The 13,494-nt window shown below is 39.5% G+C and carries 17 protein-coding genes; 3 read left to right on the top strand and 14 right to left on the bottom strand.

Annotated features, from left to right (window positions below; translation table 11 throughout):
* Positions 1–2: 2 nt before the first annotated feature.
* From resA to WKH56_RS02585, 7 genes are all read right to left on the bottom strand, one after another.
* Positions 3–524: a thiol-disulfide oxidoreductase ResA gene (gene resA / locus WKH56_RS02555; RefSeq protein WP_028411536.1), complete on the bottom strand. Its 522-nt coding sequence runs from the start codon at positions 522–524 to the stop codon at positions 3–5.
* 198 nt (positions 525–722) lie between these two features.
* Positions 723–1,448 (bottom strand): pseudouridine synthase, encoded by a 726-nt coding sequence (locus tag WKH56_RS02560; protein WP_028411537.1) that lies wholly within the window; start codon positions 1,446–1,448, stop codon positions 723–725.
* Between the two features lie 86 nt (positions 1,449–1,534).
* Entirely contained in the window at positions 1,535–2,068 is a 534-nt protein-coding gene (locus WKH56_RS02565) for a spore maturation protein (RefSeq protein WP_013084923.1), read from the bottom strand.
* Positions 2,065–2,664, bottom strand: a complete 600-nt coding sequence (locus WKH56_RS02570; RefSeq protein ID WP_013059057.1) for a nucleoside recognition domain-containing protein — start codon at positions 2,662–2,664, stop codon at positions 2,065–2,067. The genes WKH56_RS02565 and WKH56_RS02570 overlap by 4 nt, the downstream gene beginning before the upstream one ends.
* Complete coding sequence (locus WKH56_RS02575; RefSeq protein WP_310884097.1) at positions 2,657–3,805, bottom strand: D-alanyl-D-alanine carboxypeptidase family protein; 1,149 nt, start codon at positions 3,803–3,805, stop codon at positions 2,657–2,659. The genes WKH56_RS02570 and WKH56_RS02575 overlap by 8 nt, the downstream gene beginning before the upstream one ends.
* Before the next feature lie 117 nt (positions 3,806–3,922).
* Complete coding sequence (gene scpB / locus WKH56_RS02580; protein ID WP_310884098.1) at positions 3,923–4,495, bottom strand: SMC-Scp complex subunit ScpB; 573 nt, start codon at positions 4,493–4,495, stop codon at positions 3,923–3,925.
* Positions 4,492–5,247 carry a segregation/condensation protein A gene (locus WKH56_RS02585; protein ID WP_013059060.1) on the bottom strand — a complete coding sequence of 252 codons (756 nt, stop codon included), beginning with the start codon at positions 5,245–5,247 and terminating at the stop codon, positions 4,492–4,494. The genes scpB and WKH56_RS02585 overlap by 4 nt, the downstream gene beginning before the upstream one ends.
* A 198-nt stretch (positions 5,248–5,445) precedes the next feature.
* Here WKH56_RS02585 and WKH56_RS02590 point away from each other — a divergent pair, with 198 nt between their 5' ends.
* Together WKH56_RS02590 and WKH56_RS02595 are read left to right on the top strand one after the other, a co-directional pair.
* Complete coding sequence (locus WKH56_RS02590) at positions 5,446–5,544, top strand: YjcZ family sporulation protein (RefSeq protein WP_170836726.1); 99 nt, start codon at positions 5,446–5,448, stop codon at positions 5,542–5,544.
* Positions 5,545–5,676: 132 nt separating this feature from the next.
* Positions 5,677–6,198 (top strand): DUF309 domain-containing protein, encoded by a 522-nt coding sequence (locus WKH56_RS02595; RefSeq protein WP_014458309.1) that lies wholly within the window; start codon positions 5,677–5,679, stop codon positions 6,196–6,198.
* 75 nt (positions 6,199–6,273) lie between these two features.
* Here the strand turns inward: WKH56_RS02595 and WKH56_RS02600 are convergent, their stop codons facing one another.
* Both WKH56_RS02600 and WKH56_RS02605 read right to left on the bottom strand, forming a co-directional pair.
* Positions 6,274–6,627, bottom strand: coding sequence for a GNAT family N-acetyltransferase (locus WKH56_RS02600; protein WP_013059063.1), 354 nt, complete (start codon positions 6,625–6,627; stop codon positions 6,274–6,276).
* A gap of 244 nt (positions 6,628–6,871) precedes the next feature.
* Positions 6,872–7,306 (bottom strand): peptidylprolyl isomerase, encoded by a 435-nt coding sequence (locus WKH56_RS02605; protein WP_013059064.1) that lies wholly within the window; start codon positions 7,304–7,306, stop codon positions 6,872–6,874.
* A gap of 389 nt (positions 7,307–7,695) precedes the next feature.
* Here WKH56_RS02605 and WKH56_RS02610 point away from each other — a divergent pair, with 389 nt between their 5' ends.
* Positions 7,696–8,571, top strand: a complete 876-nt coding sequence (locus WKH56_RS02610) for a DUF1002 domain-containing protein (RefSeq protein ID WP_014458307.1) — start codon at positions 7,696–7,698, stop codon at positions 8,569–8,571.
* A gap of 47 nt (positions 8,572–8,618) precedes the next feature.
* On the opposite strand, the gene lysA is transcribed toward WKH56_RS02610, so the two are convergent.
* The 5 genes from lysA to spoVAD form a co-directional block, all read right to left on the bottom strand.
* Entirely contained in the window at positions 8,619–9,938 is a 1,320-nt protein-coding gene (gene lysA / locus WKH56_RS02615; RefSeq protein WP_310884099.1) for a diaminopimelate decarboxylase, read from the bottom strand.
* Between the two features lie 138 nt (positions 9,939–10,076).
* Positions 10,077–11,558, bottom strand: a complete 1,482-nt coding sequence (locus tag WKH56_RS02620; RefSeq protein ID WP_028411543.1) for a spore germination protein — start codon at positions 11,556–11,558, stop codon at positions 10,077–10,079.
* Complete coding sequence (spoVAEA, locus tag WKH56_RS02625) at positions 11,551–12,117, bottom strand: stage V sporulation protein SpoVABEA (protein WP_014458304.1); 567 nt, start codon at positions 12,115–12,117, stop codon at positions 11,551–11,553. The genes WKH56_RS02620 and spoVAEA overlap by 8 nt, the downstream gene beginning before the upstream one ends.
* A gap of 6 nt (positions 12,118–12,123) precedes the next feature.
* A complete protein-coding gene (gene spoVAE, locus WKH56_RS02630; RefSeq protein ID WP_013059069.1) occupies positions 12,124–12,474 on the bottom strand; it encodes a stage V sporulation protein AE in 351 nt (116 codons plus the stop codon).
* Positions 12,462–13,493 carry a stage V sporulation protein AD gene (gene spoVAD / locus WKH56_RS02635; protein ID WP_047749862.1) on the bottom strand — a complete coding sequence of 344 codons (1,032 nt, stop codon included), beginning with the start codon at positions 13,491–13,493 and terminating at the stop codon, positions 12,462–12,464. Before spoVAD ends, spoVAE begins: the two co-directional genes overlap by 13 nt.
* Between the last annotated feature and the right edge of the window lies 1 nt (position 13,494).

Consider the following 13,494-nt stretch of genomic DNA (forward strand, 5'->3'; position numbering starts at 1 on the left):
CCCTATGGTTTAATTTCTTCCATATATTCTTTTATTTTAGATTCTTCTAATCCGCCAATAAAGCTGTCTACAATCTTTCCGTTTTTATCAATTAAAAACGTAGTCGGAAGAGGATCTATCCCGTACGCACCCAACACTTGTGAATCTTTATCCATCAAAATTGGAAAAGATAGCCCATACTGTTTAGCAAACTGCTCTACCGCTATATTCGTTTCTGCAACGTTAACAGCTAAAATTTCAACGCCTTGCTTTTTATATGCTGCATACTGCTTTTCCATCGCCGGCATCTCTTGTTTACAGGGCTTGCACCATGTTCCCCAAAAATTCAAAAAAACTCCTTTGCCTTTGTAATCTGATAGCTGATGAGTTTCTCCATTAATATCTCTTAATATAAAGTCAGGTGCCTCATCTCCTACCGATACCTTTTGTTTATCAGCAAAAAATTGAGCATAAAGGGTATATCCAACCGCGCACAGTAAAACTGCTAATATAACTGTTCGAATAATCAAGCGCTTTTTTTTCATAGCACGAACTCCTTTTAACCGCTTTCAATACGCTTTTTTTCTACCATTATATCATTTTTTTGGTAGTGGCTTTCCGATAATATTTCGACGTTTCTGTGAAGTCTTCCTCTCATTCTACAAGTTCGACATTTTTTCAAAAAACCTTGCTTGATTTTCTAATTCACGACATTTTTCATAAAAAAAACAGGTAAGTGAAAATTACTTACCTGTTTGAGACATTGAATATAATTGTTTGACTTCATGAGCCGTAAGCTCGCGTGCTTCTCCTGCATTTAATCCGCGTAAGTCTAAAGGTCCGTAGCGCTCACGTTTTAACTTTAATACAGAATGTCCGATTGCATCGAACATGCGACGTACTTGACGGTTTTTCCCTTCGTGAATCGTCAGTTCTACGATTGCCGTCTGCTTGCTTTTATCAATGGAAAGAACTTTTGCACGAGCTGGTGCTGTTTTTCCGTCTTCAAGCATCACTCCGCGCTGCAGCTGTCTGATGCTTTCACGACTTGGGATTCCTTTAATTTTAGCCACATACACTTTATCCACTTCAAATTTCGGGTGCATTAGCTGATTAGCAAATTCACCATCATTTGTTAAAAGAAGTAGACCCGACGTATCATAGTCCAGACGTCCAATCGGGTAAATTCTTTCTTCTACATGTGGAAAGAAGTCAACGACTGTTTTTCTTCCTTTGTCGTCGTTAGCAGCTGAAATCACGCCTCTTGGTTTGTATAGCATAAAATAAACGGGCGCTTCGCTTTCTACCGGCACTTCGTCTACTTCAATTTTATCGTTAGGACCTACTTTCGTGCCCAATTCTTTTACAACTTTTCCATTTACTTTCACTCGGCCTTGGCCGATTAATTCTTCAGCTTTACGTCTTGATGCTACACCTGCGTGAGCAATCACTTTTTGTAATCGTTCCATTAACACTTCACCTCTTGTAACATCTTACTTGTTTACGAAGTAATACACAAGTCTATTTGCCACACAGAGGTAGAATTTTCGATTTCTTACCGGCCAAATACAAGGATTACGATCACAACTGATGCAATAATCCCTACCAAATCCGCCAGTAAACCAACCTTCAGCGCATCTCCCATTTTTTTAATACCTACTGCTCCGAAATAAACCGTTAAAATATAAAACGTGGTATCTGTACTTCCCTGCATGGTCGATGCCAAACGACCGATAAAAGAATCAGGTCCATATGTAGAAATTAGATCCGTTGTGATACCAAGGGCAGCCGTTCCAGATATCGGTTTAATAAGAGCTAAAGGTACAATTTCAGCCGGAACGCCGACTGCTTGCAGCATAGGTTTTAAAACAGATAAGAAAAAATCAAGGGCTCCTGAAGCTCGAAAAATAGAGATGCTCACTAACATGCCGACTAAGTAAGGAATGATGGAAAAAGCAATTTGTAATCCGTCTTTCCCTCCCTCTACAAACTTTTCATACGTAGGAATTTTTTTGTAGGTTCCATAAAGTAAAATACATCCTACGATAAGAGGAATAAACATCAATGATACTTGATTAAGCATCGTCATTTTCGTTTTCCTCCTTTTCGCGTACGTCGATAATAAAAGAAGCGATCGATGATGATAGCTCCTATTGTAGCTACAACAGTTGCTAAAAGCGTAGTACCCACAATTTCAGTAGGATTAGCCGAGTTATACGTAATTCGAATGGCAATAACTGTGGTCGGTATAAGCGTTAAACTGGTTGTGTTAAGTGCTAAAAGTGTGATCATAGAACGGCTTGCTTCGTCTCTGTCGCCGTTCAGTTTTTTAAGCTGCTCCATCGCTTTAATACCAAGAGGAGTTGCCGCATTCCCCAGCCCAAACATATTCGCCATCATATTGGATAATATGTATCCTAAGGCCGGATGATCTTTTGGAACATCAGGGAAAAGTCTAGTAATAATGGGTCGAAATAGTTTCGCTAACTTGTCGAGAAGCCCTGCACTTTGAGCAATATTCATCATACCTAACCAAAAGACCAGCACGCTGATTAACCCAATGCTGATGGTCACCGCTTCGCCTGCTCCTTGAAAAATTGCTTTGTTTACATCACCAATTTTCCCATTTATAATTGCAAAAACAATTCCGATAATGGTCAGCAACATCCAAATAATATTAACCATCTGTTTTGGCTCCAGACTGAATAAACATTAATCGCTTCACTCGATCAAAGAAACCTTCTTGCTGCTCGGCCTGCTTTTCGAAATAAATAGGAACACTGTCAATCGTTTCTCCACTTCTATAAATATCGAGCTTCCCTACAAGATTGGGAACTTTCCCTGTTTCTTCCCACTGCTTTTTAGGCTGAATTAACGTTGTTTTCACTTCTACAGAGCTCTGTTCTTTCTTTGTAAGAGGATAGACGACATTTCGTTTAATATACAACTGATCTTTATAGAAAGAATCTTTTATATCTGCCAATTCGCCTTTTGCAGCTAAACTGGTCATATCATATTTATCAAATGCATTTTCATACATGGAAATGTGATCGTTCCAATCATCTGGCGCATTAATCGTTACGGCGATTAAATCCATTCCATCTTTTGTAGCAGTTGTCACAAGCGTTCGTTTTGCTAATTTTGTATATCCTGTTTTTCCGCCAGTACAGTATGCATATAGTGTTGTCAGCAGTTTATTTTTGTTTTTCCACACTCGATCCCATTTCTCTTCAGGGTGCTTCATTCGATAGACTTTTGTTCCTGAAATCTCTTTGAAAATTTTATTATTCATTGCATAGCGCATAAGCAGAGCCATATCGTGCGCTGTTGAGCGATGATTTTCATGATCGTCTAATCCATGCGGATTTTGAAATGTTGTATTCGTCATGCCAATTTCTTCTGCTTTTTTATTCATCAAATAAACAAATCCATCTTCGCTTCCTCCAACGGCTTCTGCGATAGCTACAGCAGCATCATTACCTGAGCGAAGCATCAAGCCATACACTAAATCTTTTAATTTTATTTTTTCACCTTCAACTAAATACACAGAAGAACCTTCAACGCCAACTGCGTTGTGGCTCACGGTAACTTTTTTATTTATTTTGCCAGATTCAATCGCCAGTATTGCTGTCATAATTTTTGTGATGCTAGCAATTCGGCTAACTTGATCTGCATTTTTAGCGTATAACACTCTTCCTGACTTCTGTTCCATCAAAATAGCACTATGAGCACTTACACTCCCTGCTGCAGATGATACGGAAGGCCAACCGCTGAGACATAGCAATACAATAAATAGATAGATGATACTTTTTTTGCTTCTTTTCATGTCATCCCCGTCCCTCTACCTGTTTGTACAAGTTTATGCTCGTCTTTTTTGGTTATGAATGAAAAGATTTGTCCATATAAAAAAGAACATAGAAAAACTCTATGTTCTTTTACGGTTTCACTTCATTTCTTGAAACGATTGAAAAAATAAATCTGCCTCTTGATCGGTTCCTTCTTGTAACAAATCTTCTGGAAGCGGCGGCAGCTCTTCGATACTTTTAAGCCCAAAATAGCCTAAAAATTCTATTGTCGTTCCGTATAAGATGGCACGCCCTGCGCCTTCCGCTCGTCCCACTTCTTTTAACAAAACCTTTCCAATTAAAGTTTGAAGAGGTCTTTCCGTTTTCACTCCGCGAATCTCTTCGATTTCAGCTCTTGTAATTGGCTGCTTATACGCTACAATAGCTAACGTTTCAAGCGCTGCTTGTGACAATGATTGATTAGCAGGAGCTTCTACGAGCTTCTCAATATATGGTGCATGCTCTTTTTTTGTAACAAGCTGATAGGCCCCGCCTATTTCAACAAGTGTAACTCCTCTGGACTTACACTCTTGCTCTAAGCTTTCCAAAGCACCTTGAATGTCTTCATGAGGCTTTTCTATAATCTCAGCTAACCGGCTAATAGACAGACCTTCATCACCAGAAACAAACAGTAAGCTCTCAATAATAGCCTGTAAATTATTCGTTGTCATTCCTCTTCATTCCTTTCTCGATACGATACATAAAGCTCGTCTAGATTGTGCTGCTGTTCCACAACGATTTCATTTTCTTTCATTAATTCCAGCACAGCTAAAAACGTTACAACAATATGATCACGCTCTTGATAAGGAAACAGCTGATAAAAACTTTTTTTTCCTTTAAAGGCTTTTAATTCATTCACAATTTCACTCATGCGCTTGTCAATTGGAATATCTTGTCTTGCTATTTTCGTCTGCATAGGCTTTTTGTTTTGCTTTCGTTTCATTAACTTTTGAAAAGCACTTAGCATATCATACAGTGATATATCCAATCCTTCGTCCTGAGGCTGCGTACGTTCTTCTGCATTTATTTGCACATTACTTGGAGGTTTTGTATACACATGACTTTGGTCTTCTTCCAGCTTTTGAAGCTCTACTGCCGCTTCTTTAAACTTTCGATATTCAATTAAGCGCTGCATCAATTCTTCACGCGGATCTTCTTCATCGACCATTTCAATTTCATCCATATCTTCTTCATACGTAGGCAGAAGCATTTTACTTTTAATTTGAAGCAAAGTTGCTGCCATGACTAGATACTCACTGGCAACGTCTAGCTGAAGCTCATTCATTGTATGTATAAACATCATATATTGCTCAGTAATTGTCGCTACTGGGATATCGTAAATATCAATTTCAAATCGGTTAATCAAATGCAGAAGAAGATCTAAAGGTCCTTCAAACGCATCTACTTTTACACTGTACTCCACTTTTATCTCACCAACACTTTTCAATTGCTTATCATTTCTGCTGCTTTATATAACGTTACTATCATTAGTATAGAGGATTATAGACACATGTCCAATACAAATTAACGTAAAAATAGGTCATTTGCCCATACAAAAAGTTTAAACATACATATGATGTCAAGGTAATAACATTTTCAAATGGCTGAAGGAGGAACTCGCATGGGTGAAAAATCTTGTGGATACGGTAGCGGTTTCGCTTTAATTGTTGTACTGTTTATTTTATTAATTATTGTTGGTTGTTCTTGCTTACGCTTCTAACCACACATATTGAATAAAAACAAACGTGTTCGCCATACCTTGAGCACGTTTGTCTCTTTAAAGGCACAGCGCTGATGAATAGCTAATTTTTGTGATACACTACATATAGAGTCTTACCAGGAGGGAACAAGATTGTATTCACAAGCCTATATTGATTATTTAGTTCATTTTCATGGCGACCGGGATTACTTTGAATGTCATGAACTGCTAGAAGAACACTGGAAAAAAGACGAAAGAGGACACCGCAATATTATTTGGGTTGGCCTTATTCAAATTGCTGTTTCACTCTATCATCATCGACGTCAAAATTTCGCCGGAGCCAAAAGAACGATGCAAAAGGCGCTGGCAATTTTAACGAAGGAAGAAGAAAACATTGCACAGCTTGGACTTAATTATCCTTCACTGCTTAAACTTCTTCGCAAACAATTAGCTTTAATCGATACCTATCAGCCATATAAAAGCATTAACTTACCTATTGAAGATCCAGCATTATTACGAGCTTGCAAACAAAGAAGCACTGATAAACAGCTTGTCTGGTTATCAGCTTCTAATCTGCAAAATGATGCGATTGTTCATCGTCACAGTACACGAGATCGTTCAGATGTGATTGCGGAAAGACAAGCGAACTTATTGGCAAAACAAAACAACAGGTAGCTAGAAGCTACCTGTTGTTTTATGATGACTAAGATGTGAAAGACGCTTTCGCACCTCAACTAATCATGCTTTTCTTTATTCATCCGCCTGACACTTTTCATAAAAAGGAGCGATGATTTCACTCGGCTTAATTTGTGCAGTCGTATACATTTCTTTAAGAGCTTTAATCATTTTTTTGCCAATGCCCTGTTGGCGGTGTGAAGGGTTTACACTGACGTGTTGAACCTCAATCAAACTTTTATCGAGCATGGAAATGCCAACAATTCCAATAATATCTTCTTCTTGCTTCCAAAGATACAGCTGCCAATGTTCGTTTTGCTCATATTCTTTCATCGTTTGTTGAAGTTTTTTTAAATCTTTTTCCGTAGGTACAAACGATAGAAGACCCATGGCAATTTTTTCATAGTTTCGTTTATAGCGAATAAGCATACGATTCTCCCTCGTCCTCAAACTTTCCTACAAATTAATGCGCTGCGTTTTTTACTGCTTTTATCATACAAAATTTATAAGTAAATAGCAATATTACACAAAAGCTTGTCATATGTCACGCGTGTATGAGAAACCTAATCTATTACGCTTTTTGAGCTGTTGCGCGAAGAAAAAACGCCGTAACCCCCTGTAAAAGGTTGTTATGACGTTTTATTAGCTGATATCCATTTATAGCAGTATGCTCTTATTCTTCCCAGACTTTTACTTCTTTCATTACGTCGCCATTTTTCATTTTCAACACTGTATCAAGTCCTTCTGTTACTTTTCCAAATACAGTGTGAACACCGTTCAAATGAGGCTGTGGCTCATGAACAAGAAAGAACTGACTGCCGCCTGTGTCTTTACCAGCATGCGCCATTGATAGAGAACCCGCTTCGTGTTTGTGAGGGTTTCCTTCTGTTTCACATTTAATTGAATAGCCAGGGCCGCCAGCACCTGTACCAGTTGGGTCTCCTCCTTGAGAAACAAATCCAGGGATAACGCGGTGGAACGTTACGCCGTTGTAGAATCCTTCATTAGCTAATTTTTCAAAGTTTTCTACTGTTCCTGGTGCTTCGTTCGGAAATAAATCGATTAGAATTTTTTCACCATTTTCCATTAAAATACTTGCTTTTTTCATATAAATGACCTCCAATATATGTATTAGTACCGCTACAGGCTCTATCTTCCCCGTCAAAGCGGCAAAACGTAAAAGTTGTAAATGCCACCTAGAGGCAGAACACTTACATTTATAAACTCACTCTATTCTACTACAAACAAGCTCATGAATTCAATGAATGCACTTTTTCACTTTCTTCTCGTAGGGCTCTAAATAAAAAATAGTAGTTGTGAGATGAAACTTTTTATAGTATCATCCGTCTAATACAGTGATGGAGATACATAGATTTCATTTTATATAGAAATCTACGCCTCTAGACTGATTTATGGGAAAATGATGAATTGACTCTGTTACTTCAGACCTGCCCGTATTATAATAGGGCAAGTATGGGATTAAAGGAGGAAAAAGGTTTGAAATTAACGATAAAAGCAATGATGGTGACATTAGGTCTTCTTCTATTCCTAACCGCACCCTTAAAAAGTTTTGCAGATGCTGCTCCGGGCGATGTGATTATTACATTAGGTCAGGACTTAACCAGCTCTCAGAAGCAACAGGTATTAAATGACCTTGATGCACCAAGCAATGCTCAAACAGTAACCGTGACAAACCAAGAAGAGCATGAATACTTAGGTGACTTTATTCCAAAGGCTACTATTGGATCTCGTGCTATTTCATCTTCTAGTATTACCCTTGGCTCAAAAGATTCTGGTTTAAGCGTATCAACTCAAAATATTAATGGTATTACAGATGACATGTATATTAATGCTTTAATGACCGCCGGCGTTAAAGATGCAAAAATCCAGATTACTGCTCCATTTGAAGTATCTGGTACAGCCGCTTTAACAGGTATTATGAAAGCATATGAAGTTCAAACAGATCAAAAAATCCCAGAAGAAGTAAAAAAAGCAGCCAACGAAGAGATGGTCCAAACATCTGAACTTGGTGAAAAAATCGGTAAAGAAAAAGCAGCGCAGTTTATGGCAACGATTAAAGAAGAAATTGCTAAAGAAAATCCTCAAACAAAGGACGATTTACGCACGTTAATTCAGCGCGTGGCTGATGATTTAGGTATTAAATTAACAGATTCAGAGCTTAATACACTGGTTGACTTTTTCAATCGGTTAAAAGATATGAACATCGATTGGAACCAAGTAAAAGACCAGCTTTCTGCGACAAAGGAAAAAGTAACAACATTTCTTCAGTCAGAAGAAGGCCAATCATTTCTTGATAAATTAAAGCAATTCTTTGTTGATATTATTGATGCTATTAAATCGTTATTCTCATAAAAAAGAGCCTCTTGAACAAGAGGCTCTTTTTTTACGTTAATCACTCGTTACTTTTTTACCGTCACTTTGTATTTCACGTCATTTTTTACAATGTCTTCATACGTTTCGCGTTTTACGACTAGCTGTGCTTCTCCATCTTCTACGAACACGACAGCTGGCTTTGGCAAACGGTTATAGTGACTTGCCATAGAATAACCGTATGCGCCTGTACAAAACATCGCTAATAAATCATCTGGGTTTGCTTTTGGAAGATGTACATCCCACATCAGCATATCCCCCGATTCGCAGCACTTACCTGCGATGGATACGAGCTCATCACTCTCATCATTCATTCGATTGGCAATGACCGCTTCATATTTCGCTTGATACAGTGCGGGACGAATATTGTCGTTCATGCCTCCATCAATCGCTACATATTCACGTACATTCGGTACGTGTTTACGAGAACCGATTGAATACAGGGTCGTTCCAGCATCTCCTACAAGAGAGCGCCCGGGCTCAATCCAAATTTCAGGAATTTCTACTTCTAACTGTTTGGACTGCTTTTTGACCTCTTCTATAATAACTTCCACATACTGAGAAACAGGGATAGGCTGATCTTCTTCCGTATAACGAATGCCAAAACCCCCGCCTAAATTTAATACTTGCGGAACAAATTTTATACGTTGTTTCCACTCTTTCATTTTTGCAAAAAGCTTTTGAGTCGCCATAATAAATCCCGTTGTTTCAAAAATTTGCGATCCTATATGACAGTGAATCCCTAAAAGTTCTAGCCCCTTGCTATTTTGCACAAGACGCACAGCTTCGTCTGCTTGACCGTTTTGAAGATCAAATCCAAACTTCGAGTCTTCTTGCCCTGTCAAGATATAATCATGTGTATGAGCTTCAATTCCAGGTGTTAATCTGAGAAGAACAGGCATCTTTTTTTGATACTGTTCCGTTATTTCCTCAAGCAATGCAATTTCATAAAAATTATCAACTACAATGCATCCTACATCTTCTTTGACGGCCATTTCTAGTTCTGCTCGGCTTTTATTGTTTCCGTGAAAATGAATCCGTTCTTTTGGAAAGTCAGCTGCTAAAGCCGTATACAGTTCTCCCCCCGAAACAACGTCTAACGAAAGACCTTCTTCATGAACGACTTGGACCACTGCAATTGTCGAAAAAGCTTTGCTTGCATAAGCGACCTGTGCTTTCACCCCATGCTTTTCAAATGTTTCTTTAAATCCTCTAGCACGCTGCCGAATTAAAGCCACGTCATATACGTAAAGTGGTGTCCCAAAATTAGATGCTAATTCAACCGTATCAACTCCACCAATTTCCAGATGCCCCTGCTTATTTATGCGACTTGTTCCGTGTAAAAACATGTTTAGACCCCGTTCCTGTGTATAGTGTAAAAAAGACAGTTAACGGCAATTCGCTGCTAACTGTCTAAATATTTATTATTCTCCATATTTAAAACAAATCTATCACATCTTCATACAGGTTTCAACCACATATTTTGTTTAAGGTTTTGCAGGCTGGCGGTCTTTATCCTGCGGATGCACAATACTAGGTCGCGGATTCGCTCCAGGAACCGGTGTGCGGATGAGAATCTGCCACAAAGCCTGCGGATTAAATGGAAGAAACGGCCACAAATAAGGCGTATTTAATGATTTTAGTCGCGCCATGTAGAGAATGATACACGTTGTCGCAATAAGAAACCCTGGAGTATGAAAGGCCGCCACAAAAATTAACAGAAACAATCGCAGCATTTTATTTGCTACCGCTAACTCATAGCTTGGCGTCGCGAATGAACCAATTGCTGCAATAGCTACATACAAAATAACCTCCGGAACAAAAAGACCTACATCAATAGCAATTTGCCCAATAAGCGCAGCGGCAATCAAGCCCATCGCCGTGGCAAGCGGCGTCGGCGTATGAATGGCCGCCATCCTCAGAAATTCAATCCCAAAATCAGCTAGGAAAATTTGAACAACAGTTGGAATATTTGTTGCTTCGTTTGGTCCAATAAACTGCAATTTTGACGGCAGCAAGTCTGGCTCAAGTACAAATAACAGCCATAATGGTAATAAGAAAAGAGAAGCAAGAATTCCTAAAAACCGTATCCAGCGGATAAACGTACCGACAGAAGGAGCCTGCCTGTATTCTTCCGCATGCTGCACGTGATGAAACAGCGTAGTTGGCGTAATAATAACGCTTGGAGACGTATCGGTAATAATGATCACATGCCCTTCTAGCACATGAGCTGCTGCTGTGTCCGGTCGTTCTGTATAGCGTACCATTGGAAAAGGATTAATTCCTTGTTTGACTAAGAACTCTTCAATTGATTTGTCAGCCATCGGCAAACCATCTATATCAATTGCTTCCAGTTCATCTTTTATCAGTTTAACCAGCCCTGGATCAGCTACGCCATTTATGTACCCAATCGCTACGTCCAGTTTTGATCGTTCGCCTACCTTCATAATTTCAAAACGAAATCTTCCGTCACGAATTCGTCTTCTTGTTAACGCTGTATTGATAATGATGTTTTCAGTGTATCCATCTCTTGCTCCGCGAATCACTTTCTCTGTATCCGCTTCTTCAGGGGATCTGCCAGGATATGTACGCACATCGACTTCAAAGCCAACTTCTTCACCGTCAATTAAAACGAATAGCAGTCCTGATAAAACCGATACCATTCCATCATCCAGCGTCTTTAAAGGCTTGACTTGCTGATGAATAAGACGGTTTTCAACAATATCCTTTAACTTTGCCCGTTCAACTTCATTATCATTAATTTGAATGAGTACTTTTGCAATTTCAATAATAAATGAACTATCACACAGCCCCGTTACGTAGTAAATATGAACTTCTCGATCCAAAATAAGCAGTTTACGTACGCCCACATCAAAGCTTGTGTTCATACTAGCGTTTTCCTTGAACCACTGATCGTTTTTTTGCACTTTTGAAAAAATAGCTGTTTTCTTCTCTGCTAGCTTACCCAAACGAACCGCTCCTTTCTAAAATAAGCCTTGCTGCTTTTTCAGTAATAGGACATCCCAGTTTGACATCATCCATCCTAGCCATTTTGCCGATATCTCCTATTCCTACAACTAAGGGAATATCGAGCTGATCCAAGCAGTAAACTGTATCTCCATTAATTCGTCCGACTTCTAACTCTTGAATTCCGCTTTTATCCACGCCGTAATGCGATATTTCCCCAAAACGATCAATGGTCACATCCACTCTTGTCCATTCGCTTTGATGAGTTCGTGATGCAACGGCAATCACTCCAAGAACTTCTACTTGAGGATGCTTTGCTACATGCAGCAAAGCAATTTCCCCAGGTCCTTCCTCTAAGAAACCGCTATCGTCGAACATCACAAAGACGGGATCATATGGTGCTTGAAGAATTAAATCTACCGTTTGACTACCTGTTAACGTAGTAGGGTTTCCATATGACCTCGAAATGCACCTGCCACCAACCGATTTAGCTACATGCTCAATTGCTTTGCGCGCATATTCATCGCCATCGGTTACAATAATGATCCTTCTTTTTTTCATAATCTTTTATCCTTTCGGTTTAAAGATTAACGCGATAATAAAAGCAAATAAAATAGCTGCTGAAATTCCAGCGGAGGTAAGTTCAAAAATCCCAATCCCAATCCCGATAAATCCATGGTCATCTGCTTGCTTCATCGCTCCGTGCAGCAAGGAATGACCAAAGCTTGTAATTGGAACCGTCGCTCCGGCGCCAGCAAATTCAATCAACTTATCATAAAGACCAAATCCATCTAAAATCGCTCCTGCAACTACAAACGAACTCATAACATGCGCTGGAGTAAGTTTAGCAAGATCCAGCAGCAGCTGCCCAATAACGCAAATGATTCCTCCTACAGCAAAAGCTATTACATACTCCATTGATCATCCCCCTCCCCGATATGTTCTAAGACGACGCCATGAGCAATTGTTGGAATTGACTCTTTTTGCTGAATCATCGTTGGACTTAAAAGAGCTCCTGTTGCCACCATAAACACTTTCTTTAAGTTTCCCGATTTTAATTCATTTAAAATATGACCATACGTGACAATAGCCGAGCAGCCGCAGCCGCTTCCTCCTGCAAATACATTTTGGTCGGGGCGATATACCATCAATCCGCAATCATTATGATTGGTTGATATATCGTAGCCTTCGTCCTTGAGCAGCTGTTTTAAAATTGGACTGCCTACACCAGATAAATCTCCTGTTAAAATAAGATCATACTCGCTTGGCGCGACGTTTAAGTCTTCCAAATGCCTTTGAATGGTATCCGCAGCAGCTGGTGCCATAGCAGAACCCATATCGTTTGCGTTTTTAATCCCATAATCCATTACACGCCCAATCGTTGCAGACGTGAGACGCACAATACCTTTTTCTTTCGAGACCAGCGCTGCCCCTGCTCCCGTAATAGTTGCCGTTGCCGTATCTGGTTTTTGTCCTCCGTACTCGGTAGGATTTCGAAATTGGCGCTCAGCGGTTGCGTTATGACTGCTCGCTGATGCAATAACACGATTAGCAAATCCCGCATCCACAAGAGCTGCCCCTGTTGCCAGCGTTTCCATTGATGTGGAGCAAGCGCCAAACATGCATAGAAATGGAATTTGGTTATGTCGAGCTACAAAATTAGCCGTTACGTTTTGATTTAATAAATCTCCAGCCAAAAACAAATCAATGTCTTCATAGGATAAATTTATTTTTTGCAAGCAGGAGTCAATGGACTCCGTCATCAGTCTTCTTTCAGCTAACTCCCAGTTGTCTTCTTCACAGTGCAAATCTTTATGTGTAATATCAAATGTTTCTCCCAACGGTCCATCTGCTTCTTTTGGCCCTACTGCTGTTCCTGTAGCATTAATGTAAATAGAATTTTCATAAACCCACGTTTGCTTTCCAGTTTTTCTCATA

This window comes from Priestia sp. SB1 (assembly GCF_038898415.1).